The sequence below is a fragment of the Kitasatospora sp. NBC_01287 genome (genome assembly GCF_026340565.1).
Lineage (GTDB): Bacteria > Actinomycetota > Actinomycetes > Streptomycetales > Streptomycetaceae > Kitasatospora.
This window is the reverse complement of record NZ_JAPEPB010000001.1, coordinates 7877601-7902765: the sequence shown is the minus strand read 5'-3', so window position 1 is coordinate 7902765 and position 25165 is coordinate 7877601. Positions and strand designations below refer to the sequence as shown.

Here is a 25165-nt window from a genome sequence, read left to right as displayed (position 1 = left end):
CCCGGGTCACGCGCCCAGCGAGTCGAGGGGCTCCGCGTCGAACCAGGCCCTGGCGAGGTCGCGGTGGCCCGCGGTCCGCGCCGTCGGCCGGTCGATGCGCTCCAGGACGGCTTCGCGCTGGGCGACGAGGGCGCTGCGCAGCACCCGGTCCTCACCGGCCATGCCCTGCAGCACGGTCAGGGCGCGGGCCCCGCTGGCGGCGACGCTCGGCCAGGTCCCGTCGGCGGCGAGCAGCTCCCCGGTGCGGCCCGCCTGCGAGGCGCAGGCGAGCGCGACGAAGGCCGCCCCGGGACTCGGCCGCGCGGCCCCCAGCACGACCGCCATCCCCGACTCCACCGTCCGCCTCGTCCAGTCCTGCTGGGGCAGCCAGCGCACCCCCCAGACCGCCGCGTAGGGATGGGCCTGGTTCGGCAGCCGCCCCGGCAGCTGCGGGGGGATCAGGTCCACGCGGTCCATCAGGCGCAGCGTCATCGCCGCCCAGCCGATCTCCTCCCAGTGCTCGGCCTCGTCGAAGACGACCGCGCGCCGCACCCGGCGGCCGATCGACTCCGCGAGTGCCGGCGCCAGCCGCGCGGCCAGGGCGGGACGGCAGCGGCGGGCGAACTCCACCAGCGCGTCGGCGAAGCGCAGCTCCAGGGAGCGGACCACGGAGTCGGGCGGCAGCTCCTCCAGGACGTCGAGGAGCAGTTCGACGCCGGCGTCGGCGCCGGCGGTGCGCAGCGTCGACAGCAGGCCGGCCAGCTGCGAGAGGTCGTCGACCCGGCCGTGGGCGAGCCGCCGGGCGACCTTCGGTGCGTCGATGAGCGCCGCGAGCTCGCTCGCCCACTCGGTCCGCCAGATGAGCGCCAGGCGCACCAGGTCCCGCAACGGCGCCGGGCCGGTCACCTCCCGCGCCATGGCGTCCAGGCGCGGCCTGAGGTTGTCCATCCAGGCCGAGTGCGGCTGGTCGGGCCGCAGGCCCAGCGTCACGAGCTGCCGCAGCACCGTGTACTGCTGGGTGGGGTGCTGGATGTGGCCGAGCTCGACGGTGAAGGTGTTCCAGAGCTTGTTGCCGTCCCGCTGCGCCTGGCGCATCAACTCCTCGCCCCGGCCGGGCGCGAGGCCCTCGACCGCGGTGAGCAGGCCCACCGCCTCCACCGGGTCCCGGTACATCGCCCGGCGCAACTGGTCCTGCAGCACGGTGCCCGCGCCGGCCCGCGCCGAGGGTCGCCGGATGTCCAGCGAGGCCAGCACGGCGGTGGCGGCGGCGGAGTCGAGCTGCCTCAGCACGTTGAGCACCTCCGTGACCTCGCTGCTGCTGGAGCCCCGGCGCAGCCGCCCGGCCCAGCGCCGGCCCGCCTCCTCGACGCTCTCCCGGTCGCTCTCCAGCAGGACGTAGCGCCCCGCGTCGGCCGCGGTCAGGCCGCCGGCGACCAGGGTCCTGATGGTCTCCCGCGCGCACAGCGCCGCGCTGCTCGCGGAGGACGCCCGCGCGCGCTCGGCGAACTCCCGCTGGGTGTGGCGCTGGAGGTACGCCACCGGCAGGGCCGGGTAGATCGCGGGCCCCAGCCGGTGGAACTGACGCCGCGCCTCCAGGCTGACCGCCGTCAGCATGCCGGACAGCAGGCGCTCCTCCTTGACCTCCCGGCCGAGCTTCTCGATGAAGACGGAGCCGAACTCGTCGTCCTGCCCGATGAGCAGGGCGACCTGCGGACCCCACGGCCGCATCGAGTAGTTGAGCGCCCGCGCGGTGACCTCCACGAAGAGGTCCAGACTCTGCGCGCGGTAGGACGCGTCGACCTCCCAGACGCCCTTGATCAGGTGGTACTGCACGGAGATCCGCGGGTCGCCGTCGATCTGACGGGTCACCCACTCCTGCCCCAGCGCCTCGGCGAGGTGCCAGGCGCAGCCCTTGGTCCCGGTCAGGAAGAGGTCGTCCACCCGTGCCGCGGCCGAGAGCAGCAGTCCGGCCCCCTTCGCGTCGTCGCTCTCCTTGACCAGCTCGGCCAACCGGACGGCCAGGGCGCGCGCGTGGGGGTCGTCCCCGGTGAAGATCGTCTTGCGGGCGGTGGCGCTGTGGATCTCGCTCACGGTCCGCAGCAGCAGGGCGGCTTCCGCCGGCAGCGCGCCGCGGGTCAGCGCGCCGCGGGCCGCGGTGGCGAAGGCGTTGGTCGAGTTCGGCGCGTTGAGCGAGTTGAGCATCTTCGTCACGAACACCAGGTTGAAGCGCCGTGCCTCGTCCAGCGCGTAGCGCAGCTCCCACGCCCGCGCGTCGCGCAGCGCGCGGCGGAGCCGGTCGCCGTAGCGCTGGAGCACGGCGTCCCAGTCGTGGTACTCGTGGTCGAAGCGCAGCCTCAGGACGAGGGCGGCCATGAACAGCGCGGCGCCGTCCAGGGGGTTCGGGGTGTGCGCGAGCAGCTTCTGCACCTCGGGGGTGTTCTCGACCCACGCGTCGGCGCTCTGCTCGCCGCTCATCCGCCTGGCCCGCCGCACGATCTCGTCCACCCGGGAGACCGTGCGGTAGTCGAGGGCCCGCTTCGGGTCGAGCCCCACCAGGATCTCGGCGCCGCGAGCGGCGACGAACCGGTCGAGCTCGGCGTCGTGGAACCTGCTGAACAGCTCCAGCAGGCTGAAGAGCTGGTCGCCGGCGGCGGGCCTGCGGTCGAGGATCCCGGCGAAGCGCTCCTCGCACCAGGCCAGCAGGCGGTCGAGCTCCTCGTCGCCGATCCGGTGGCGGTAGCGGTGGACCGCCCGGACGGCGGGCAGCAGCTCACGGGCCGTGCCGGGGCGGGCCTCCGGGAGCCCGTCCAGCATCGTGCGGAGCAGCTCGGTGAACATCTCGTCGCCGAGTGAGGAGTCGACGGCCAGCAGCAGCACGGCCAGCTCCAGCGGCGAGGCCATCCGCTCCCAGCCGCGCAGCGCCTCCCGGTGCTCCTGCCAGAGCTCGTCGGTGAGCTGCCGGCAGACCGCGTCGTCGTGCAGCCGGGCCCCGCGCAGCAGGGCCAGCGGGCGTTCCGCGACGCTCTCCGACGGCTCCTCGGGGCCGCTGCCCAGCAACTCGGCCAGCACCGGCGCCACCAGTGCGACCAGCAGCCGCCCCGGTTCCGGCCGCTTCGCCTGGTCCGGGTACTCGGTTCGGGCGAAGGCGGCGAGCAGCTGCTGACAGTCGGCGCGGCTGTCGAAGCGGTAGCTCCCCGGGAGCCTTCCCCGGGTCGCGCCGAGCCCGTCCAGCTCGGCCGCCAGTTCGAGCTCGGCCTCCGGCACGACGTGCTCGCCGCCGAGCAGGGAGAGCGCGGCCACCAGCGCGACCTGCCGCTGGGTGCGCGCGCCGAGCTCCTCGGTGAACCGGGCGCGCAGCTCCTCCTCCAGCTCCTCGACGGTGTCGATGCCCTTGCGGCGCGCCATGACCAGGCCGTGGCTGAACCGGTGCAGATCGTGCGGGTAGCGGCGGCACATCGCGCTGATGAAGCGTTCGCTGCCCGAGACCGCGTCCGGGTGCGCCGCCTGGGCCCGGGCCGCGAAGTCGGCCAGCGCGACCGGCCGGACCACGGAGCGCAGCACCGTGAGCGACTCCGTCTGCCAGTCGTGGTGCGTGGTGACGTCGTACTGGAGGACGGCCAGCAGGCTGACGTCCAGTTCGTCCGCGACGGACGGCAGGATCTGGTCGGCATCCGTCTCGCCGAGCGGACGGATGCCGTCCAGCACCACCACCGGGCGCCCGGGCCCGTCCGAGGGCGGCGCGGCGGCCGCCAGCGCGTGGCGGACCACCTGGCGCAGCACCCCCTGGGACGGGAACTCACCGCTGTCGGGCGCCAGCAGGACCACGGGCCGGCCCTCGTCCGCCATCCGCCGCAGGAAGCAGCGGGTGATGCACGACTTTCCGGAGCCGCTGGGCCCGCCGAGCACCGCGACCCTGCGGCTGTCCCCTTGGAACATCCGCCGCAGGTGCTCGACCTGCCCGGTCTCGATGTCCGCGAGCGGCTGGTTGGCCGGGCTCTCCCGCCACTCCCGCAGGGACCAGCGCAGATCCCCCAGCGCGGTGCGGTGCTGGGCGCGCTGCCAGTCGTCCCACGCCGGGCCCCAGTAGGCCTGGGCGGCTCCGGCCAGGCCCAGCGCCGGGTCGGCCACCACGCGGACGGACGGCCCGCCGGCGCTCGGGGTCAGGTACCAGCCGCCGTCACCGGGGTGGACCAGCGCCCCGCCGGTGGCCTCGGCCCGCACCCGCGCCTCGGCCGCGTCCATCGGCTGGTAGCTCCGGCGCCCGAGCTGCCCCTGGGCACTCGCGCCGGCCGCGAGCACGGGTCTGTCCGGGTAGCGCAGGTCCGGGAGGTCCAGCGTGCGGGCCAGCGTCCGCAGGGCCGCGGGCAGGGCGACGGCGGCATCGTCGAGCGACTGCGGCGGCAGCAGCCCGAGGGCGGCCTGCGCGGGCGCCGCCCGGACCGCCCGCCGGACGTCCAGGTCCGCCAGCAGCGCGCGGACCGCCTCGACCGCCTGCCCGGCGGCCCGGCCGGTCGCCCGGGAGACGGACTGCCAGCGCCTGGCTCCCCGCAGCAGCTCCCGCGCCGCGGCGTCGTGGTCCGGGCCGGCCGACCCGCTCTCCCCGTCCTCGGTACCGGCCCGCAGCCCGGCGACCCACGCCCGGCCCTCCGAGAGGGCCACCACGTCGAGGATGCCGGCCCCCGACCGCGCGACCGGATCGCCCGCGCCCACGCACCGCGCGTCGCCGAGGAGCGTGAGGAGGTCACCGCCCAGCCCGGGGACCTCCTGCACGGCGCCGACCAGGAACCCCCAGGGGTCGTCCTCGCCGCTCTCCTCGGTGAGCACGCCGACCAGCCGCCCCAGGCCCCGCTCGGTGCCGCGGACCAGCCAGGCCGGGAGGTTCGCGAGCGCCGGCTGCTCGATCAGCGGCCGCAGGCCGTGCTCCGCCAGGTGGACGAGCAGGGCCTCCAGTGACTTCGGCTCGGGCGGCTCGCCCTGCTCGGACGCGTCCATCAGCCGGTCCAGCGCGAGCAGCGCGCCGATGACGACGTCGCGGGCGGGGACGTCGCGGGCGGGGACGGGATCCGGTGCACTCATTGCGGCTCCTCCTCGAAGACGGGCGGCACTGCCGACGGGTCGGCCTGGACCGCGGGGTCGGCCTGGACCGCGGGGTCGACCTGGACCTCCAGGCACAGCAGCCCCCTGGTGTCCGCCACCAGCAGCAGGCCACCGTCCTCGGCGAAGGCGAGCGCGACCGGGGTGTCGAGCAGCGGCAGCTCGGCGACCGCGGCGTTCCCGGTGGCCAGCGGCCGGAGCGTGAGCGCGGGATGGCGGCCACCGCTCGCCGTGGCGACCAGCTGGTCGCTGACGGCGAGGCAGCCGGGCGCGGCGAGCGGCCGGGCCGTCCCGCCGCCCACCGCGGCGCCCCGCCCCCACACGTACACCTGGCCGTCCGCTCCCACCGCGGCGAGCGTGCGCCCGGAGGCGGCGACCGCGAGGCGGGCACCGGCCGCCGCCAGGACCGGGGCGGGCCGCACCGCAGAGGCCCCCGGTGCCATCGGCCAGGTGGTGACGGTGCCCCTGGCCTCCACCACCACCAGGCCGGCCGCGGCGGCTCCGCCGACAGCCAGCAGCCGGCTCACCGGACGGCCGATGCGCAGGGGCGGTGCCGCCGCCCGGGGCCGAGCGCCGAGCTCGGTGACCTCGATGCCCCCGCCACGCGCCACCGCCAGCCGCCCGTCCGCCAGCAGCGCGAACGCCTCGCCCGGGGCCAGCAGCGACGGCGGCAGCGGCACCGGCTCCCCGCCCGCGCCGTCCGGGCGCCAGAGCAGCGCGCCGCCCCCGGTCGCGGCCACCACCACCGGCCGGCCGTCGACGACGGCGAGGGAGAGGCCCGACGGGACCCCGCCGGAGTGCGCCGCCGCCAGGACGGCCGCCACCGATCCCGTGGCCGTCTCCCAGAGCCGCAGCGAGCCGTCGTGATGGGCCGTCAGCGCGTATCCCTCCGCGACGGCCAGCTCGGTGGTGATCGGGGGCTCGTCGTCCTCGGGTGCGGCCCAGCGCAGCCCGACCGGGGAGCCGAAGCGGCGGATGTCCAGCGCGGTGGCCTGCTCCGCGGCCCCGCCCCTCAGCAGGACGGACTTCAACCGGAACGCCCTGGCGCCGGGCGGGCTCTGCGGGGGCAGCGACCGCACGGCCTCGCGGAGCGCCGCCGAGCCGAGCAGGCCCGGACGGTCGCCGACCAGGCGGGCGGCGACCTCGGGCGGCAGCGAGAGCCAGAAGTCCGGCAGGTCGAGTTCGGCCCGGAAGCGCTCGGGGTCCTGCCGCGCCAGGTCGGCGAGGAGCCAGGCCCGCCGGGCGACGGCCCACGCCCGGTCGGCCGGCGGGCCGTCCGGGGGCAGGGCGGTCCGCACGGCGGCGGCGAACTTCGAACTGTCCCGGCCCGGTTCGAGCGGGTGGGCGAGCCGCCAGGTCCGTGCTGCTGGGCCCGCCCCGTGCGGCAGCGCGGCCGGGCCCAGCAGTTCGGCGGCGGCCCGCGCGTCCTCGGGGCGGTGGGCCGCTCCGGCAGGGTCCAGCGCGGTGGCGAGCGCGGCCCACTCCGCGGCGGTCAGCCCGGCCCGCGCTCCGCCGGCCGCCGCGGCCTCGATCGGGCGGAGCATCGCCTCGGCCCAGTTGCCGGGGCGGCCGGCGGCCGCGCCGAGCAGCTCGCCGTAGAGCAGGCGCAGGCTCCTGCCCGCCGCCGCTCGGGCGGCGGCCAGGTCCCCCTGGCTCTCATGGAACGTGAACACCGCGTGGGCGGCCGCGTCGAAGTGGCCGTGGCACGCCTCCGCGAGGTCGTCGGCCACCACCGCGACCTCCGCCGCGCCGTCCTGCCGCGCGAACGCCCCGGTGCGGTGCTCCAGGTACGCGCCCAGGTAGGCGCGCACGGCCTTCGGGTCGGCGGCCAGGGTGCGCACCGGCACGCCGAGCCGCTCCCAGAGGGCGTCCGTCCCGGGCGCGGGGCGGGCGGCCAGCACGATCGTGGCGTCGGCGTACTGGCAGAGCGGCTCCAGCAGCTCGGTCACCAGCAGGGCGGGGTCCGTGCCGGCCCGGTCGATGTCGTCCACCAGGATCGCGCGGCGCGGCAGCCGCTCCAGGGTGTCGATCAGCTCAGCGGGCCCCGCGTGCGGGCCGAGCGGCAGGTCGAGCGCGCGCCCGATCCGCCGGGCCAGCTCGTCGGTGGTGGCCGGCCTGGCGCTGACGATCGCGTGGACGCCGTCCTGCGGCGGCAGGGAGCCGCGGCGGCGCTCGATCGGCGGCACCTCGCGGCGCCAGGCGGCGATGCCCGTCATGGCGAGGCGGGCGAGCAGGGCGCTCTTCCCGGTCCCCGTCGCACCGCGCAGCACGAGCAGGCCGGACGCGCCGAACCCGGCCAGGTGGTGCCGCAGTTCGTCGAGCTCGGCCGCCCGGCCGGAGAAGAACCAGCCGGGCCGGGGTGTCGTGCCGGTCAGTCCGCGGCCGACGTTGCTCCACTCGCGGTCCAGGCGCGGGGGCGCGGCGGGCATGTGCCCGGGGTCCGGCAGCACCTCGCAGGAGCGGGTTCCCGAGCGGGCGATCCAGACCTGCTGCGGCCCCTCGATGTGCGCGTTGACCGCCTCGACCAGCCGGTCGGGATCGAGCACGGCCGCCCGCCCGTCGGCTCCGCGCAGCGCCTCCCGGAAGGCCCGGACGAACACCAACTGCCGCGCCTTCTCGACGGATTGGGAAGCCGCGACGAGCCAGACGTCGAACCCGGTGGCCCGCAGCTCGTCCGCGAGACCGGAGATCTGCTGGATGCCCTGCAGCGCGCCCAGCTGGGCGAAGCACGCGTCGAGCACCAGCATCACCTGGCCGACCTGGGGCAGACCCTCCTCCTGGCTGCCGAGCAGTGGCTCCACGATGTCCAGCGCGGAGAGCGTCCTGGGCTGGGCGGAGGTGTGCTCGGGCAGCACGAGGCCCCAGCGGTCGGCGCGCCGCTGGAGGCCGTGGCCGGTGCAGTAGACCAGGACCAGGGGCGGCGGGTGGGCGGGGCCGACCGGCAGCGTCCGCTGCCAGTCCACCAGCGCCTGGCGGGCCTGGCCGAGTCCCCGCTCCCCGGCCCCCGGCGGCGGGGGCCCGATCTCGGTCATGCCCAGCTCGGTCAGGGCGGTGCGCATCAGGGCGAGTTCGCGCGCCACGAAGGTCAGCGGTTCCAGGCCGGTGGACTGCGCGTAGTCGCCGTCGCCCGCGAGCAGGAACCAGCGCTCAGCCAAGCGCTGCGCCGACGGCACGGGCGGTGCGCAGGTTCTGCAGGTACCAGTCGGCGCTGTGGACACCCCGCAGCGGGTTCGTGACCGGGAAGTCCTCGACGGCGGGGCCGTAGCGGCCCTTCAGCCGCTTCGCCAGGGCGATGACGTCCTGGTCGGCGACCACGTTGACCCAGCGGCGCACGGACGGCGGCAGCCCGGGGTGGCCCTCCCCCGGCGCGTCGAGCCGCTTGCGCACGCTCCGCAGGCCCAGCGGGGAGCCGATCGTCACCAGCGTGTCGATCCGCCACTCCGGGTGCGCCCAGAGCGCCTCGTACGCGACGACGCTGCCCAGCGAGTGCGCGACGACCACCCGGGTGTCGGGCCGCACCGCGGCCACCACCTCGGCGCGGACGGCCGCCCGCAGCTCGGGCTCCTCGAAGTACCGGTGCACCTGCTTGAAGAGCCGGATGAAGGCCGAGCTGGTCGCCCCGCCCACGTACGGCACGCTCAGGAGCGCGTTGAGCAGTGTCTGCGGGCTCCGCACCAGCGCGCCCTTGGCCGCGGCCGCCTGCGGCCCGTCGGCGGAGGCCGCCTGCCCCACCCCCTCGGCCAGCTCCTCCAGCAGCTCCAGCTCGAAGCCGGCGCGCAGGTCGGCGGCCTGGTAGAGCGGCTCACCGGCGCTCTTGCCGGGGCCGATGTTGTACAGCGCCCCGTAGTAGGCGGGCTCGAACGAGAAGGTGTCCGCGTGCGGGGAGCGGCCGTTCTCCAGCCCCTTGCGGAGCGCGGCCGGCCACGCCTCGGCGATCTCCGCCCGGGACGACCAGGTCCACCCGATTCCGTGCACTCCGACGACCTGTGCCACCGCTGCCCTCCACACCCGCCCCGGCCGATCCGCCCCATCGCGAGGAGAACTGACACTACACCAGCGCACGTCAGCGGTAGGTCAGTTGGCGGTTGATCCCAGGTCGCGATCCGGGCACGGCCGCACGCCGTGCCCCGTACGCCGTGCGCCGCGCGGCCCCGACCCGGACCGGGGCCGCCGACGCACCCGCCCTCGGCCTCAGGCGGCCCCGAGGGGACGGATTCGGTACGGATCGCCGCCCAGGGCCGTATGGTCGCCGCGGCCGCGATCGGCGCGCATGCTGGAGAGACGGTCGCCGCTGCCGGCGAGGACCCGACCGCGCACACGCGGCCGCGCACACCCGACCCGCTCGCGCGGGCTGTCCGCAGCGGACGCCGTGCCGCCCTCGCCCAGCCTGGAGGCACCGTGACCCCGCCCGCCGATCCCCCGACCCGCACCCTCGGACCCGCGGAGCTGGTGCGCGGCGCGCTGCGCCTGCTGGCAGCGGCGGGCCTGGCCGTCGACGCCGCGATCCACCTCCACCTGGCCGACCGGTACGACCCCGTCAGCGCGAGCATCAGCCAGGGCACGCTCTTCCGCGCCGAGGGCGCCGCGGCGGGCCTGGCCGTGCTGCTCGTCCTGTTCTGGCGCCACCGGATCGGCGACGCCTTCGCCTGGCTGGTCGCCGTCGCCGGGCTGGCCGCCCTGCTGCTCTACCGGTACGTCGACGTCGGCGCGCACGGGCCGCTGCCCAACATGTACGAGCCGATCTGGTACGCCGACAAGACCCGGGTGGTCTGGGCCCAGGCGATCGCCGCGGTGGCCCTCACCCCGCTGCTGCTCCGGCCCCGCCGCCGCGGGGGCGCCCGGCAGTGATGTCCGACCGCGGCAGGGGCGACGGGCGGGGAGGGGAGGTACGCGGGGCGTCGGCGGACGGCGTACCGGCGAGGTCCCACGGCGGCGGCTGAGGTGCGGCCGGACCCGGGGCGGCCGGCTCCGGGGCGGCCGGCTCCTGCGGGAGGGTGGGGGCGTCGACCACCGAGGCGGCGCAGGTGGCCGCGCCGAGCAGCACGGTGGCCACACCCAGCACCCGCCGCCGCGTCGGAGGGGTCACCGGGCCGCGGTGAGGCGGGCTCCGGCGGTACGGCCCGCGGCGGCACCGGCCCCGGGGGCGGACCGGTCGGCGGCGCCGGCCAGGGCCGTGGCGATCAGCACGTCGAGCAGTTCCTCGTACAGCAGGCCCGTCGCCGCCCAGATCCGCGGGTACTGCGAGGTGGCGGTGAAGCCCGGGAAGGTGTTCACCTCGTTCACCACCGGCTCCGTGCCGTCCCTGAGCAGGAAGTCGATGCGCAGCAGCCCGGCGCAGCCAAGCGTCTCGAAGACCGCGACCGCCATCTCCCGCAGCCGTTCGGCGATCCCTGCGGGCAACCTGGCGGGGATCTCGAACCGGGTCGCGCTGTCCTGGTACTTGGCGTCGTAGTCGAAGAACGCCTGCCCGCCGCGCACCCGGATCTCCAGCGCCGGCCCGACCTCCAGCCGGCCGTCGGGATGCTCCAGCACGGCGACGTCCACCTCGCGCCCGAGCACCGCCTCCTCCACCAGCACCTTGCTGTCCGATACGCGGGCGTGGTCCACCGCCGCCTCCAGCGCGTCCCAGGAGTCCACCCTGGTCACGCCCAGGCTGGAGCCGGCCCGGGCGGGCTTCACGAAGACCGGCAGGCCCAGCCGCTCCCGATCGCCGGGAGTCAACCCGTGCTCCCGCCGGGGCAGCAGCACCGAGGCCGCCACCGGCAGGCCGGCCGAGGCGAGGAGCCGCTTGGTGACGTCCTTGTCCATCCCGGCCGCGCTCGCGAGCACCCCGTTGCCGACGTACGGCACGCCCAGCGTCTCCAGCAGGCCCTGCACCGTGCCGTCCTCCCCGTACGGGCCGTGCAGCACGGGCAGCACCACGTCGGCGGCGCCGAGCACCGGCAGCGCGTCCACCAGACTCGCCCAGGGAGCGGCGCCCCGGCCCGGCAGCAGCCGTGCGAGGTCGGGCGCCGAGTAGCTGCCGGCGGCCAGGTCGACGGGGCCCGGCACCCACTCGCCGTCGGTGCTGACGCGGACCGGTCGCACCTGGTAGCGGGCGCGGTCCAGGTGGGTGAGGATGCCCGCGGCCGAGGCGCAGGAGACGTCGTGCTCACCGCTGCGGCCGCCGAAGAGCACCGCGACACGGATCCGGTTCTGGTCAGGCACGGTGGCCGTCCTCCTTCATGGCGGTGGCTGTGGCGGTGGTAGTGGCGGTGGTAGTGGCTGTGGCTGTGGCTGTGGCAGTCGCGGTGGCGGTGGCAGGTCCGGCCGTGGGGGCCGGGAGGTAGCGCCTGGGGACCCGGGGACCGATGCCCGTGAGCAGCTCGTGCGCGTTGGTGCCCGCCCAGTCGGCCCATTCGCTCACGGTGGGCTCGCCCCGCTCCCCCGGCCCGAAGAGCACCACCGGCTCCCCGACGCCGACCTCGGCCCCGCCCGCGTCGAGCACGCACTGGTCCATCGCGATCCGGCCGGCCACCGGGCGGCGGGCCCCGGCGGCCCACATCTCGGCCCGCCCCGAGGCGGCGCGCGGCACGCCGTCCGCGAACCCGAGCGGGACCAGCAGCAGGGTGCCGTCCCGCTCGGCGTGGTACTCGTGCCCGTACGACACGCCCTCACCGGCCGCCACCGGGCGGGCCATGATGGCCCTGGCCCGCAGCGTCATGGCCGGGCGCAGCCCGAAGGCCCGCCCCGGCACCGGCTCGACGCCGTACAGCCCGAGCCCCACCCGCACCAGGTCGTAGTGGGTGCCGGGGTCGGTCAGCGCGGCGGCCGAGTTGGCCAGGTGCAGCAGTTCGGGGCGCAGCCCGGCCGCGCGGGCGGCCCCGACGGCCTCCTCGAAGGCGTGGACCTGGCCCGCGGTGCGACCCGGGGCGCCGTCGGCGTCCACCAGGTGCGACCAGAGGCCGCGGACCACCACGGTGCCGCGCTGCTCGAAGGCGCGGGCCGCCCGGACCAGGGCCGCCCAGTCGGCCGGGGCGGCACCGCCCCGGTGCAGCCCAGTGTCGATCTTGAGGTGGACCCGCGCGGTGCGGCCGGTGCGCTCGGCGCAGGCCGAGATGCCCGCGAGGTGCAGGTAGGAGGAGACCGACAGGTCGACCCCCGCCAGCAGCGCCGGGGTGAAGTCCTCGTGGGGCAGGTGCATCCAGCTGAGCACCGGCGCGGTGATGCCGGCCGCGCGCAGGGCCAGTGCCTCGCCGGTGGAGGTGACGCCCAGCCAGCTCGCGCCGTTGGCCAGCGCGGTGCGGGCCACCGGCACGGCGCCGTGCCCGAATCCGTCGGCCTTCACCACCGCCATCAGCGCGCCCCGCGAACGCGCCGCCAGCAGGCGGGTGTTGTGGGCGATCGCGCCGAGGTCGACCACCGCCTCGGCGTAGCCGGCCGGCTGGCCCTGACCGCCCGCCGGCACCGGGTCACCCGCCTGCACCGGGTCGGCCGCCCAGGCCGCCCAGGCCGCCCAGGCCGCTCCGGCCGCTCCGGCCGCTCCGGCCGCTCCGGCCGCTCCGGAGGGGGCCGCGTGGCGGCCGTGGGGCATGGCACCCCGTGCTCTCGTCGCGCTCCGCATGAGCACCGACCTCCTGTCTTCCGCAGTTCCGCAGTTCCGCACCACACTCCAGCCCAGCCGCCGTTAAACCCCGGTGAGGTGATCACTCACGCCCAGCTCACACCGCCCCCCGATACTGTGGGAGCTCCGCGCGGGCCGGATCCGTCCGAGCCGCGCGGATGTGACGCCTCGTGACCCTCGCGCGGCGGATCTCGACGACGAACGGGCACCATGCGCATACCGGCCTCCCCCGAGTCCGACCGACGGCCCGAGCGGGGTCCCGAGCCGGGCCGGGAGACGGGCCCCGGTGACGAGTGGCGCGGTGGCAGGTGGCGCGGTGACGGGTGGCGCGGTGACGGGTGGCGCGGTGGCGAGTGGCGCGGCAGCCTGCGGGTGCGGCTCTCCCTGGTGTTCGGCCTGATGTTCTTCGTCGCCGCCGCCGCGGTGCTGGCCGTCACCGTCGTGCTGGTCGACAACTCGATGCGCTACTGCCTCGACCTCGCGTTCTCCCCGCACTACGCGAACGACCCGAACCTGGCACCCGCGGTCCAGCAGTACCTGGTCCGCCAGCAGTCCTCGGTGGCGGCCACCAAGGGCGTCATCCTGACCTCGATGCAGCGCAACCTGCTCTTCAAGGGCGGCCTGACGGTGCTCGCCGTGGGCGTCGTCGCCACCACCGCGGGCTGGCTGGTGGCCGGCCGGATGGTCCGCCCGCTCAGGGTGATCAGCTCGCACGCCGAGCGGATCGCCACCCGCACGCTGCACCGGCGGATCAGCCTGCAGGCGCCGCCCGGCGAGGTGAAGTCGCTGGCCGACTCCTTCGACAGCATGCTGGACCGGCTCGACCAGGCCTTCGCCGGCCAGTCACGCTTCATCTCCAACGCCGCGCACGAGTTGAAGACCCCGATCGCGGTCAGCCGCACCCTGGTCGAGGTCGCCATGAACCGGCCCACCGCGCCGCCCGAGATCAGCCTGCTCGGCGAGAACCTGCTCGCCGTCAGCGAGCGCCACGAGAAGCTGATCGACGCGCTGCTCACCCTCGCCAGGGCCGAGGACTCACTGACCGAACTGCTGCCGCTCGACCTGGCCGACCTGGCCGAGGCGGTGGTCACCGCGGCGGCGGCCGAGGCGGACCGCCAGCAGGTGACCCTGGAGTGCCACCTCTCCTCCGCCCCGGCCACCGGCGATCCGATCCTGCTGGAGCAGGTGCTGCGCAACCTGGTGGACAACGCGATCCGCTACAACGTCCCCGGCGGGGTGGTCACCGTGCGCACCAGGAGCGGGCTGTACGGGCCCGAGGCGCAGGTCGGCAACACCGGGCCTGTGATCTCCGAACACGAGATCCCGGTGCTCTTCGCCCCCTTCCGCCGCCTGACCGACCGGGTGGGCTCGGCCCGGGGCACCGGTCTGGGCCTCTCCATCGTCCGCGCGGTCGCGCAGGCGCACAGCGGTGAGGCCACCGCGCGGCCGCGGCTCGGCGGCGGACTCGAAGTGCGGGTGGTGCTGCCCACCGACCACGGCGGCCAGGGGGTGCGGTAGCCCGTGCCGGTCAGGGGATGCGGTAGCCCGTTCCGGTCAGGGTCTCGATCAGCGCCGGCTCACCGAGCTTGCGGCGCAGACCGCGCATGGTGACCCGGACGATCGTGGTGAAGGGGTCGATGTTCTCGTCCCAGGCCCGCTCCAGCAGTTGCTCGGCCGAGACCGGCGCGCCCTGGGCGCTGAGCAGCTCCTCCAGGACGGCGAACTCCTTGCGGGAGAGGGCGAGCGGGCGCCCGTCCCGGCTGGCCGCGTGGTGGTGCGGGTCCAGCCGCAGGCCGGCCCGTTCGAGCACCGGCGGCGTGGCGGGGCGCGAGCGCCGGCCCAGCGCCCGGATCCGGGCCACCAGTTCGGCGAAGGCGAACGGCTTGGCCAGGTAGTCGTCGGCACCCAGGTTCAGACCGGCGACGCGCTCGGCCAGCGTGGTGGAGACGGTGAGCATCAGCACCCGCACGTCCAGGCCGTCCGCGACCACCCGCCGGCACACCTCGTCCCCGTGCAGCAGCGGCAAGTCGCGGTCCAGCACCATCACGTCGTAGGTGTGCACGCTCACCCGCTCCAGCGCCGCCTGCCCGTCGTGCACGACGTCGACGGCGAACGCCTCCTGCCGCAGCCCCTCGGCGATGGCCCTGGCCAGCATCTCCTCGTCCTCGACCACCAGCACGCGCACGACAGCCCCGCCCACCCTCGTTCCGATCACCGACCCCCATATTCGCATCGGACGCCGGTGCGAGGTGAACGGTTGCGCCCGCACGGCCAGCCGCGCCACCAGGCCGCGGGCCGTGCGGGTCCGGCTTCGCTCAAATCGCGCTCAGCAAAGCGCCTCCGCACTTCTGCGCGCGGTGCCCGAGGGCATACCGTCCGCTCGGGGGCGGATCCGCGTCAGGCGGACCGCTACTTCTACAGCAGCGGCGGGGCCGTGCGCACCTACGGCGAGCACTGGCGCTGACCGACCTGCGACACGCGGGCTGAGCCCGGCCGACCCCGCCCGCCCCGGCGTCAGCGGTCGATGAACTGGTGGTCGCTGGTGATCAGGCCGTCCTGGTCGAGGAGGACGAGGTCGAACCCGACCGACACCGCCTCCCCCGAAGCGAGGTGCGCCATCTCCCAGTTGAAGCGCACCGCGCCGTGATGCCCGTTGGCGTTCCGGACGGCCCGGAAGGCGTGCTCCCCCGGCCTGACCCAGCTGTCGAAGGCCTTGGTGACCCGGACTTCGAGCTCCGCGTGCCCGCGCACCTCCTGCGAAGGGGTGAAGTGCGCGGCGTCCGGCGCGAAGAGGTCGGCGATGCGCTTGCGGCGCAGCTCCGCGTCCGGCTCGTTCCACAGCGCGATGTAGCGCTCGACGAAGGCGTTCGGGTCGCTCGGGTCGCTCGTCACGTTCGGGTCGCTCATGGGGTGCCTCCGGTGCGCGTGGTCATGGGGTGTCCTGGTCGATCAGGCCGTGCCGCCTGGTCCTTGAGGACCGAGGACTCGGTACGACCAATCTCGCCGCCATGACGTGCGGGATCAATTACCTCCGAGGTAGTGGCCCGCCATGGCACGCACGGCGTCGGCGGTCCGCGCGTCGGCGGGGAAGAAGGACTCGATGATCAGCTCGGCCACGGTGATGTCGCGCGGCGTGCCGAAGGTGGCCAGCGTGCCGAAGAAGGACAGCTCCAGATCGCCGTGCCGCAACCGCAGCGGGATGCAGATGTCCCCCACACCCGGCACGTCGACCTCGGGCTCCTCCTGGTCGCAGGGGTAGCCGAGGAGTTCCTCGTAGAGCGGCCGCAGCCGGTCGTCGGCGGCCACCCGCCGGCGCAACCGGTGCAGCAGCTTCGCCCGCCAGACACCGTGGTTGACGATCCGTGGCGCCATCCCGCCCGGGTGCAGCGCCAGGCGCAGCGCGTTCACCGGCGGCTCCAGCAGCTCGGCGGCGACACCCTCGGTGAACAGCGCGAAGCTGCCGTTGGTGTCGACGAGGTTCCAGTCGCCGTCGACGACCAGTGCGGGATACGGGTCGTGCCCGCGCAGGATCTGCCGGACGGCATCGCGGACCGGGCGCATCGCGGGGTCCGCAAGCGGAGTCTGCGCGAACACGGGGGCGTAACCGGCTGCCAGCAGCAGCGGGTTGCGGTCCCGCATCGGGACCTCCAACTGCTCGGCGAGCCGCAGCACCATGGCCCGGCTGGGGTTGGCCCGGCCGGTCTCCAGGAAGCTGACGTGCCGGGCGGACACCCCGGCCCGCAGGGCGAGTTCGAGCTGGCTCAGTCGGCGCCGCTCACGCCACCCCCGCAGCATCGGTCCGACCTGGGGCCGCACGCCGAGCTCCGACACGCTCATTCCGCGGCACTCTCCCCCTGGCACGACGACTCTGCACCGTCGAGTATGGCAGCCGCACCGGCGGTGCCCCGCGGTGCCCGGACGTGGGCGCCGCCGGGGGTGCCTTGGGGCGTTCGGCCGCACCGGCTCATCCCGTTCCGGTGAAATCGGGGCTCCCGGCGCGCCGTCCCGCTCGACGCGGCGCCGGGCCGGGGATGGTCCGGCGAGCCCGCCCAGGACCCAGGAGGACCGCCGTGCACCGCACCCGCGCCACCCCGGCCACCGGCAGCCGGGGCCGGACCTCCCCCGCCGGCCGGCCCCGGCGGCGCACCGTGCTGCGCGCGATGGGGGCGGCGGCGCTCACCGCCGCGGGCGGCGGCGGCCGGCCGGTGGCCGCGGCGGTGAGCGCCGCCGAGCCGGCCGAGCCGTCGGAGGCGTCCGAGGCGTCGGAGGCGTCGGAGGCGGCCGAGGCGACCGAGGCGACCGGCAGCACCCGCAAGCGGCAGCTGCGGGGCCTGTGGATCACCTCGCTGGACCACATCGACTGGCCGCGCCGCGGCGTCCTGAACCCGGCGCAACAGCGGACGGACTTCACGGACCTGCTCGACCAGGTGGTGGCGATCGGCTTCAACGCCGTCTTCGTGCAGGTCCGCCCCACGGCGGACGCGCTGTGGCCCTCGCCCCACGAGCCGTGGTCGCAGTGGCTGACCGGGGTGCAGGGCCAGGATCCGGGGTGGGACCCGCTGGCGTTCATGGTCGAGGCCGCCCACCGGCGCGGCCTCGCCTTCCACGCCTGGTTCAACCCGTTCCGGGTCGCGATCCAACCCGACCCCGCCGCCCTGCTGCCCACCCACCCCGCGCGGCGCCACCCCGACTGGCTGGCGGTCTACAACGGCGAGCTCTACTACGACCCGGGGCTGCCCGCCGTGCGCGCCTTCGTCCAGCAGGCCATCCTGGACGCCGTGGTGCGCTACGACATCGACGGCGTGCACTTCGACGACTACTTCTACCCCTACCCGGCCACGAACGGGCGCCAGTTCCCCGACGACGCGGCCTTCGCCGCCCACGGCGGTGGCTTCACCGACCGCGCGGCCTGGCGGCGCCGCAACGTGGACCTGATGATCAGTCAGATGGGCGAGCTGGTCCGCGCCGCCCGCCCCGAAGCCGCCTACGGCGTCAGCCCGTTCGGCGTCTGGCGCAACCACCGCACCGACCCGGCCGGCTCCGCCACCGACGCCCTGCAGTCCTACGACGCGCAGTTCAGCGACTCGCGCGGCTGGATCCGCAACGGCTGGATCGACTACCTCGCGCCGCAGCTCTACTGGTACTTCGGCTACCGCGCCGCCGACTACGGCGTCCTGGCCCGCTGGTGGGCCCGGCAGACCGCCGGGACCGACACCCAGCTGTGGATCGGGCAGTCGGCCTCCCGCCCCGGCGCCCCGGACCGCCCGGCCCCATGGCAGGACCCCGCCGAACTCTCCCGGCACCTGGCCCTGAACGCCACGCTGCCGCCGATCGGCGGCGACCTCTTCTTCAGCGCGCGCTCCGTGCAGGTCGACCGGATCGGCGCGATCCGGCGGCTGGCCGCCGAGCACTGGCCGCGCCCGGTGCTGGGCCCGCTGCTGCCCCGGCTCGCCCGGGCCACCCCGCCCGGGCCACCCGCGCTGCACCGCGCCGCGGGGCGGCCCGCCCTGCGGATCGTCCCCTGGCGCGAGGCGCGGCGCCCGCAGCCGTTCCAGTACGCCCTCTACCGCTACGACACCGACCCGGGGCCCCGGCCGCCCGCCGACCCCGCACGGCTGATCGCGCTGCTCCCGGCCCTGGCCGTCGACCACTACACGCCCGCGGCCACCGCGCCGGGCGCCTGGTACGCGGTGACCGCCGTCGACCGCGCCGGGCGGGAGAGCGGCGTGAGCGGCCCGGTACGGCTGCCGGGCGGCTGAGCCGGCCGCCGCCTGGTGGGGCGCGGCGCGGCGCTCACCGCGTACCAGGCGGCGGCCGGTCAGGCGGCGGCCGGTCGGGCTGCGGCCGGTCGGGCTGCGGCCGGTCAGGCGCGGATGACGCGCACGCCGCGGTCGGCGATGGCCTTCTCCTGCTCCTCGCCGAGCGCGGCGTCGGTGACCAGGTCGTCGATGTCGGCGAGCGGGCAGATCTCGGCGAAGGTGACCCGGCCGATCTTGGTGGTGTCGGCGACCACCACCGAACGGGCGCTGCCGCGCAGGAACGCGCGGTCGGTGTGCGCCTCCGCCTCGTCGTGCGTGGTGCAGCCCTCGCTCGCGGTCAGGCCGTCCACGCCGATGAAGGCGAGGTCCAGGTGGTACTGGCTCAGCATCCGCTCGGCGGCCGGGCCGACCAGTTCGTAGCTGGCGGTCCGGGCGTTGCCGCCGATGACCACCAGGCGGATGTCGGAGCGGACGATCAGGTCGGCGGCGATGTTGACCGCGTTGGTCACGATGGTGAGCCCGCTGCGCTCGGCCAGCACCCGGGCGATCTCGGTGACCGTGGTGCCCCCGGTCATGCCCACCACCGCCCCGTCCGGCACCAGGCGGGCGGCGGCCAGGGCGATCCGCCGCTTCTCGGCCTGCTGGCGGCCTGCCCGGTGGCGCAGCGGGAGCTCCAGGTTGACCGTGCCGGTCACCGCGCCGCCGCGGGTGCGGTGCAGCAGGCCCTGGTCGTGCAGGGCCTGCAGATCGCGGCGGACGGTGGCCCCCGAGACCTGGAGCAGCTCGGTGAGTGCGTGCACGTCTGCGCTGCCCACGGTGGCGATGTGGTCAAGGATGCGCGCAGTTCGATCAGCTTTGAGCATGCGGAGAGTGTAGCCCTCGGGTCTCGGGGCCCGGCCGGTCAGTGGCCGCGGGAGCCGCGGGAGCCGCCCGGCCGGGCGCGGGTGCCTTAGTGGGTGGGTGGGTGGGTGGTGCCTGGCGGCGCGCGTCAGGCAGCAGGCGTCAGGCGGTCGGCGGGGTGGCGAAGGGCGCCGCCCAGGTCTGGTTGGTCTGGACGTTGGGCGAGGTGCCGCAGGTGTAGAGGTCGACGGGGGTGCCGCTGGTGGTGGTCGTGCCGCCGTAGACGTCCAGGCACTGGGTGGTGCCGGCGAGCTTCAGGTTGCCGTCGCGGTTGTAGGTCCAGGTCTGGTTGCCCGGGGACGAGCCGCAGGGGGCGACGCCGGCCCAGCGGCCGGGTTGGCCGTTGAGCGCGCCGGTGCTGGTGCCGCTCTGTGCGGTGAGGCAGAGGTTGGCCGCGCCGCTCTGCATCAGCTGGACGGAGCCGTCGGCGTTGCGCTGCCACTGCTGGTTGGAGTTGCCGGTGCAGGGATACACGTCGACGGGGTTGTTGGTGGCGGTGCCGGAGGCGTTGTTGTCCAGGCAGAGGGACGCCTTGCCCCAGTTGTCGCGCGAGGCGGTGATCTGGCCGCGCGGGGTGACGGTGCCGCAGCCCTGCTGGGGGGTGATCTTCAGCATCGCGTTGTCGTGCGAGGCGATGCTGAGCGCGACCGTGCCCGTCGAGGTGCTGGTGCTGTGCGCCCACAGGTCGCGGACGCTGTAGCCGCAGCCCGTCCCCGAGAAGCCGAGGTTGGCGAGCGAGAGCGTGTACGGGACGGTGGCCGGGCCCTTGTTGAGGACGACCACCGCGCGGCTGCCGTCGGCCAACGGCTTGACCACCACGTCGATGCCGCTGGCGGCGGCCGGGCTGCCGTCCGCGTTGGCCCCGCCGCCCGAGACCCGGTAGCCGCCGGCGCCCAGCGGGTCCTGGTCCACCGCGACGACCTCGGAGTTGCCGAGGATGGCCACCGAGGCGTTCAGGTGCGCGGCCTCGGCGGGGTGCGCGGCGATGTAGGAGGGCTCGAACTTGCGGGCGTCGGTGGAGATCACCAGCGGGGCGGCCAGCGAGGAGAAGAGCGCGAGCTGGCTGCGCTCCTCGGCGGTGGTCATGCCGTTGTCGCCGATCAGCAGCATGTCGGCGTCGTTCCAGTTGCCCGGGCCCTGGTAGCGGCTCAGCTCCAGGGTGTTGTCGAAGCTCTGGTAGGCACCGAAGTTGTAGCCGCCGCTGGGCAGCGCCTGGTTCCACGGGTCCTTGCCGTCACCGTAGTTCCAGATGTCCGGGCCCACCCGCCACAGCTGGCCCAGGCCGCGCACCGAGTCCATCGAGGCGAACTTGGCCGAGCCGTTGCCCAGTCCGGCGGGGGCCGAGATGTTGAACATGACGTTCGGCGTCGGCGTACCGGCGCTGTTCGCGTTGGTGACCGCCGCGTTCAGGTCGCCGGACATCCGCGCGTCGAGCGTCGGAATGGGCTCCTGGGCACCGCAGTTGTCGTACTTGAGCTCGTCGACACCCCAGTAGACGAAGGAGTTGGCGTCGCTCTGCTCGTAGGACTCGCTGCCGTTGGGCAGGTTGGGGGCGGTCGGCGCGGCGGTGCTGCAGGTGTGCGTGCCGGAGGTCTCGTAGATGCCGAACTCGGCGCCCAGGCTGTGCAGATAGTTCCCGTAGGCGGTCAACTCGTAGTCGAATCCGGGCTGCTCGGTGCTGTCGCGCACGTCGGTGGCGCCGCCCCAGTTGAGCGCGCCGTGCAGGTAGCCGGCGCTGTTGCGGTACATCCAGCAGTCGTCGACGGTGACCGTCTTGTAGCCCGCCGCGATCAGGCCGGAGTCGGCCAGGCCCTTGGCGTTGTCCTCCATGTACTGCTGGAACGAGTAGGCCGACCGGTCGGAGCCGTCCAGCGGCGCCTGCGGCGTACAGGTGGCGCGGGCCCAGTTGTTGAAGCCCATCGGCGGCACGGGCGCGATCGGCGTGTTCGGGGTGGCCGCCGCGGAGTAGTTCGCGGCGGCCTGGGTGACGCCGTCGTCGGCGGCGGCCGCGCCGCTGCCGAGCAGGCAGCCGGCCGGGACGAGGGCGGCGGTCAGGACCGCCAGCAGGGGTCTGCGGAGTGCGCTGGATGCCACGGGGGTGGACTCCTTAGGGCGAGGGTGGTGCACGCGGGGCGCAGGGCGGGCAACAGGGCTGACGGCCCGTCGCCGGCTCTCGGCCGTGGGGACGGGGAGCCGGGCAGACCCGCGGAAGGCGGGGCGCGCGCATCGAGTGGGTGACATAATCTGCGCGAAACCTGGGTGTCGTCAACAAGAACGCGCAGAATTCGCGGCCGCTCACCTCCTCGGACCGAACCGGCCGCACCCGTTGACCGACCGGGGCAGGCCAGAACAACAGTCCAGTAACGACGTCTGGACCTGGGCGTCCCACCTGGTGAATACTCCGTGGCGCGGCAGATCCGTTTCGTATCTGCTCGAAAATTGCCAGGTCTGCGCAGGTTCGCGCATCCAGTGCCAGAGTGACGCGGGGCGTCCGGCTCGGCAGACCTGAAAACCCTCAGGCGGGGCCCGGTGTGCGACCGCGGATCCGACGGTGCGAAGGCGGTAATGGCAGTGAACAAGCGAGTGCTCAGCTTTGCGGCGGTCTGTGCGGTCGGTGCTCTCACGCTCACGGCGTGCGGCAGCAGCGGGGGCGGCGGGGGCTCCGCGGCGGGCGGGACGGTGACCCTCAAGCTGGTCGCGGCGGACTACGGCGACAAGGCGTCCAACAGCTCCACGCTCTACTGGAACGACGTGGTGAAGAACTTCGAGGCCGCCAACCCGAAGATCAAGGTCGACGTCCAGGTGATCAACTGGAACGACATCGACGCGCAGGTCAAGACGATGATCCAGAGCGGCAACGTGCCGGACATCGTGCAGACCGGCGGCTACGCCGACAAGGTCGCCGACAACCTGCTCTACCCCGTCTCGGACGTCCTGTCCGTCACCACCGCGGGCAGCTTCATCCCCTCCTTCGCCACCGCCGGCCAGGTGCAGGGCGTCCAGTACGGCATCCCCTTCGTCTCCTCCGCCCGCGCGTTCTTCTACAACAAGGCGATCTTCGCCCAGGCCGGCATCGCCGCCCCGCCGCAGACCTGGGCCGACGTCGCCGCCGACGCCGCGCTGATCAAGGCCAAGGTCCCCGGTGTCACCCCCTACGCGCTGCCGCTGGGCCCGGAGGAGGCGCAGGCGGAGAGCATGATCTGGGAGCTGGGCAACGACGGCGGCCCCACCGACACCTCGGGCAAGTACACGCTCAACAGCCAGGCCAACATCGACACCTTCTCCTGGCTCAAGACCAACCTGGTCGCCCCCGGCCTGACCTACCCCAACCCGGCCACCACCGACCGCAAGACCGCCTTCGCCGACTTCGCCGCGGGCAAGGCCGCGATGCTCAACGGCCACCCCTCGCTGATCCAGATGTCCACCGACGGCAAGGTCGACTACGGCGTCGCCCCGATCCCCGGCAAGACCGGCGCGCTCAAGTCCACCCTGGGCGTGGCCGACTGGATGATGGCCTTCAAGAAGAACGGCCACAAGGACCAGATCAAGCAGTTCCTGGACTTCGCGTACTCCGAGCAGAACACGCAGACCTTCGACGAGATGTACAACCTGATGCCGGTCACCCAGGACACCCTGCAGGCGATGACCACCAGCGGCAAGCACAAGGACCTGGAGCCCTTCTTCGCGCTCCTCCCGCAGGCCTCCTTCTACCCGCTGGGCGACACCACCTGGGACACCGTCTCGGCGGCGATGAAGCAGAGCATCGGCACCGCCGTCAGCGGCGACCCGGCCAAGGTCCTCGGCGACCTGCAGAAGAAGGCCCAGGACGCCGTCGCCGACAAGTAGCAGCCAGCCCGCACCGCGGGCGGGGTCCGCACGCCGCCGACCGGACCCCGCCCGCGGCACCCGCACGCCGCAAGCCGTGCGGCGCCCGCCGCCGCACACGCACGGAAGGCACCACCCGTGTCCCACACCCCCGCCGCGCCCCGGGCCGCCAGGCCCGCCCGGGGCGCCCCGGCGCGACGGCGCCCGAAGCTGGAGCGGCTGGGCCCGCTGCCCTGGATCGCCCCGGCCGTCCTGCTGATCGCGCTGGTCGTCCTGTGGCCCGTCTACGAGATGGTCCACACCTCGTTCCTGCGCATCAGCAGCAGCGGCTTCGTCCGCGGCTCGGCCGGCCTGGACAAGTACCGCAAACTCTTCGGCGAACCCGACCTGGGCCACGTGCTGATCTGGACGGTCGTCTGGACACTGGTCGTGGTGGCCACCACCATGCTGCTCTCGCTCGCCCTCGCACAACTCTTCGACCAGCAGTTCCCCGGCCGCCGACTGACCCGCTGGGCGCTGATCGCCCCCTGGGCCGCCTCCGTCCTGATGACCGCCATCGGCTTCAAGTGGATGCTCAACCAGACCGCCGGCGTGCTGAACACCGCGATGACCGACCTCGGCCTGATCAACGGCCCCAAGGACTGGCTCGGCACACCCGCAACCGCCTGGCCCTGGATGATGTTCGTCGCGGTCTTCGTCTCGCTGCCGTTCACCACCTACACCCTGCTGGCCGGCCTGCAGACCGTCCCCGGCGAGGTGTACGAGGCCGCCCGGGTCGACGGCGCCTCCACCTGGCAGACCTACCGCAAGATCACCCTGCCGCTGCTGCGCCCCGCCTTCCTGGTCGGCGTGGTGATCAACCTGATCAACGTCTTCAACTCCTTCCCGATCATCTGGGCCATGACCCACGGCGGACCGGCCAGCGCCACCTCCACCACCACCGTCTTCATGTACCAGCTGAAGGACACCGACATCGGCGAGTCCGCCGCGATGTCGGTGGTCAACTTCGCACTGGTCGTGGTGATGGTGCTGGTCTTCCTCAAGGTCAGCCGCTGGAACGAGGAGGAGGGCTGATGGCCCGTCAGATGTCTTCGGCCAAGCCCAGGATCCGGCCGCGCACCCTGATCGTCACCGCCATCGCCTGGCTGCTCGCCGCACTCTTCCTGCTGCCCTACGGCGAGATGGTGATCACCGCCCTGCGGCCCGCCGACGAACTGCGCGACCCCGGCTACCTGCCCCACCACTTCGCCTGGTCCAACTTCGTCAACGTCTGGCGCGACTCCACCCTGGGCGACAACCTCAAGGTCACCCTTCTGGTCGCCGCCAGCTCCACGCTGCTGGCCCTGCTGGTCGCGCTGCCCGCCGCCTACTACACCGCGCGGGTCAGGTACCGCGGCCGCAAGTACTTCCTGCTGCTGGTGCTGGTCACCCAGATGTTCCAACCCACCTCGCTACTGGTGGGCCTGTACCGCGAGTTCTTCCAGTTCGGCATGCTCAACTCCGTCTGGACGCTGGTGCTGTGCAACGCGGCCTTCAACCTCGCGTTCGCGATCTGGATCCTCACCGCCTACATCGGCTCGATACCGGTGGAGTTGGAGGAGGCCGCGATGATCGACGGCCTCGGGCGGTTCGGCGCGCTGCGCCGGGTGGTGCTGCCGCTCGCGATGCCGGGCGTGGTCACCGCCGTGATCTTCACCTTCATCTCGGCCTGGAACGAGTTCGTGATGGGCCTGACCCTCTCCACCGTCCCGAGCAGTCAGCCGCTCACCGTGGGCATCAACAGCTTCATCGGCGACTACACGGTCCAGTGGAACTACCTCTTCGCCGGCTCCGTCATCGCGATCCTGCCGGTCGTCGTGCTCTTCGCCTTCATCGAACGCCAGGTCGTCTCCGGGCTGACCGCGGGGTCGGTGAAGTAGCCGCGCGTGGATGGCTGCGGCCGGGACGCCCAGGAGGGCGTCCCGGCCGCAGCCATCTGCGCCCGAGGTGCACGTATCTGCGCAGC

General features: G+C 74.4%; 16 protein-coding genes. 6 read left to right on the top strand and 10 right to left on the bottom strand.

Going from position 1 to position 25165, the window contains the following annotated elements; translation table 11 throughout:
- Window positions 1–6: 6 nt before the first annotated feature.
- From OG455_RS33780 to OG455_RS33770, 3 genes are read right to left on the bottom strand one after another with little or no spacing between them, the layout of a single operon-like run.
- A complete protein-coding gene (locus tag OG455_RS33780; RefSeq protein WP_266300093.1) occupies window positions 7–5055 on the bottom strand; it encodes a hypothetical protein in 5049 nt (1682 codons plus the stop codon).
- Window positions 5052–8228 (bottom strand): AAA family ATPase, encoded by a 3177-nt coding sequence (locus OG455_RS33775; protein WP_266300092.1) that lies wholly within the window; start codon window positions 8226–8228, stop codon window positions 5052–5054. Before OG455_RS33775 ends, OG455_RS33780 begins: the two co-directional genes overlap by 4 nt.
- The gene (locus OG455_RS33770; protein ID WP_266300091.1) at window positions 8221–9066 is read right to left on the bottom strand and encodes an alpha/beta fold hydrolase; all 846 of its coding nucleotides are present in this window, start codon (window positions 9064–9066) and stop codon (window positions 8221–8223) included. The genes OG455_RS33775 and OG455_RS33770 overlap by 8 nt, the downstream gene beginning before the upstream one ends.
- A gap of 405 nt (window positions 9067–9471) precedes the next feature.
- Between OG455_RS33770 and OG455_RS33765 the strand changes: the two genes are divergently transcribed.
- Entirely contained in the window at window positions 9472–9921 is a 450-nt protein-coding gene (locus OG455_RS33765; protein WP_266300090.1) for a hypothetical protein, read from the top strand.
- Window positions 9922–10155: 234 nt separating this feature from the next.
- On the opposite strand, the gene OG455_RS33760 is transcribed toward OG455_RS33765, so the two are convergent.
- Together OG455_RS33760 and alr are read right to left on the bottom strand one after the other, a co-directional pair.
- A complete protein-coding gene (locus OG455_RS33760) occupies window positions 10156–11280 on the bottom strand; it encodes a D-alanine--D-alanine ligase family protein (protein WP_266300089.1) in 1125 nt (374 codons plus the stop codon).
- The gene (gene alr / locus OG455_RS33755) at window positions 11273–12646 is read right to left on the bottom strand and encodes an alanine racemase (protein WP_266300088.1); all 1374 of its coding nucleotides are present in this window, start codon (window positions 12644–12646) and stop codon (window positions 11273–11275) included. The genes OG455_RS33760 and alr overlap by 8 nt, the downstream gene beginning before the upstream one ends.
- A 240-nt stretch (window positions 12647–12886) precedes the next feature.
- On the opposite strand from alr, the gene OG455_RS33750 reads away from it, so the two are divergent.
- Window positions 12887–14194: a HAMP domain-containing sensor histidine kinase gene (locus OG455_RS33750; protein ID WP_266300087.1), complete on the top strand. Its 1308-nt coding sequence runs from the start codon at window positions 12887–12889 to the stop codon at window positions 14192–14194.
- A gap of 10 nt (window positions 14195–14204) precedes the next feature.
- Here OG455_RS33750 and OG455_RS33745 read toward each other — a convergent pair whose 3' ends face one another.
- The 3 genes from OG455_RS33745 to OG455_RS33735 form a co-directional block, all read right to left on the bottom strand.
- Window positions 14205–14861 (bottom strand): response regulator transcription factor, encoded by a 657-nt coding sequence (locus tag OG455_RS33745; protein WP_266301053.1) that lies wholly within the window; start codon window positions 14859–14861, stop codon window positions 14205–14207.
- Window positions 14862–15190: 329 nt separating this feature from the next.
- A complete protein-coding gene (locus OG455_RS33740; RefSeq protein WP_266300086.1) occupies window positions 15191–15583 on the bottom strand; it encodes a nuclear transport factor 2 family protein in 393 nt (130 codons plus the stop codon).
- Window positions 15584–15697: 114 nt separating this feature from the next.
- Window positions 15698–16513 (bottom strand): helix-turn-helix domain-containing protein, encoded by an 816-nt coding sequence (locus OG455_RS33735; RefSeq protein ID WP_266300085.1) that lies wholly within the window; start codon window positions 16511–16513, stop codon window positions 15698–15700.
- Window positions 16514–16746: 233 nt separating this feature from the next.
- Here OG455_RS33735 and OG455_RS33730 point away from each other — a divergent pair, with 233 nt between their 5' ends.
- Complete coding sequence (locus OG455_RS33730) at window positions 16747–18435, top strand: glycoside hydrolase family 10 protein (RefSeq protein ID WP_266300084.1); 1689 nt, start codon at window positions 16747–16749, stop codon at window positions 18433–18435.
- A gap of 104 nt (window positions 18436–18539) precedes the next feature.
- Here OG455_RS33730 and OG455_RS33725 read toward each other — a convergent pair whose 3' ends face one another.
- Together OG455_RS33725 and OG455_RS33720 are read right to left on the bottom strand one after the other, a co-directional pair.
- Entirely contained in the window at window positions 18540–19298 is a 759-nt protein-coding gene (locus tag OG455_RS33725) for a DeoR/GlpR family DNA-binding transcription regulator (protein WP_266300083.1), read from the bottom strand.
- A gap of 139 nt (window positions 19299–19437) precedes the next feature.
- On the bottom strand, window positions 19438–21429 hold the full coding sequence (locus tag OG455_RS33720; RefSeq protein ID WP_266300082.1) for a ricin-type beta-trefoil lectin domain protein: 1992 nt from the start codon (window positions 21427–21429) through the stop codon (window positions 19438–19440).
- Window positions 21430–21900: 471 nt separating this feature from the next.
- Here OG455_RS33720 and OG455_RS33715 point away from each other — a divergent pair, with 471 nt between their 5' ends.
- The 3 genes from OG455_RS33715 to OG455_RS33705 all read left to right on the top strand — a co-directional run bounded on the left by OG455_RS33715 (window position 21901) and on the right by OG455_RS33705 (window position 25079).
- A complete protein-coding gene (locus OG455_RS33715) occupies window positions 21901–23181 on the top strand; it encodes an extracellular solute-binding protein (RefSeq protein WP_266300081.1) in 1281 nt (426 codons plus the stop codon).
- A 117-nt stretch (window positions 23182–23298) separates the two neighbouring features.
- Complete coding sequence (locus OG455_RS33710) at window positions 23299–24234, top strand: carbohydrate ABC transporter permease (RefSeq protein ID WP_266300080.1); 936 nt, start codon at window positions 23299–23301, stop codon at window positions 24232–24234.
- Window positions 24234–25079 carry a carbohydrate ABC transporter permease gene (locus tag OG455_RS33705; protein ID WP_266300079.1) on the top strand — a complete coding sequence of 282 codons (846 nt, stop codon included), beginning with the start codon at window positions 24234–24236 and terminating at the stop codon, window positions 25077–25079. Before OG455_RS33710 ends, OG455_RS33705 begins: the two co-directional genes overlap by 1 nt.
- Window positions 25080–25165: the final 86 nt, after the last annotated feature.

What these genes read in the sequence shown, in the direction of transcription:
- OG455_RS33780 (WP_266300093.1), bottom strand. Translation starts at nt 5,055, where the DNA reads ATGAGTGCACCGGATCCCGTCCCCGCCCGCGACGTCCCCGCCCGCGAC.
- OG455_RS33715 (WP_266300081.1), top strand. Translation starts at nt 21,901, where the DNA reads ATGGCAGTGAACAAGCGAGTGCTCAGCTTTGCGGCGGTCTGTGCGGTC.
- OG455_RS33740 (WP_266300086.1), bottom strand. Translation starts at nt 15,583, where the DNA reads ATGAGCGACCCGAACGTGACGAGCGACCCGAGCGACCCGAACGCCTTC.
- alr (WP_266300088.1), bottom strand. Translation starts at nt 12,646, where the DNA reads ATGCCCCACGGCCGCCACGCGGCCCCCTCCGGAGCGGCCGGAGCGGCC.
- OG455_RS33705 (WP_266300079.1), top strand. Translation starts at nt 24,234, where the DNA reads ATGGCCCGTCAGATGTCTTCGGCCAAGCCCAGGATCCGGCCGCGCACC.
- OG455_RS33725 (WP_266300083.1), bottom strand. Translation starts at nt 19,298, where the DNA reads ATGCTCAAAGCTGATCGAACTGCGCGCATCCTTGACCACATCGCCACC.
- OG455_RS33750 (WP_266300087.1), top strand. Translation starts at nt 12,887, where the DNA reads ATGCGCATACCGGCCTCCCCCGAGTCCGACCGACGGCCCGAGCGGGGT.
- OG455_RS33735 (WP_266300085.1), bottom strand. Translation starts at nt 16,513, where the DNA reads ATGAGCGTGTCGGAGCTCGGCGTGCGGCCCCAGGTCGGACCGATGCTG.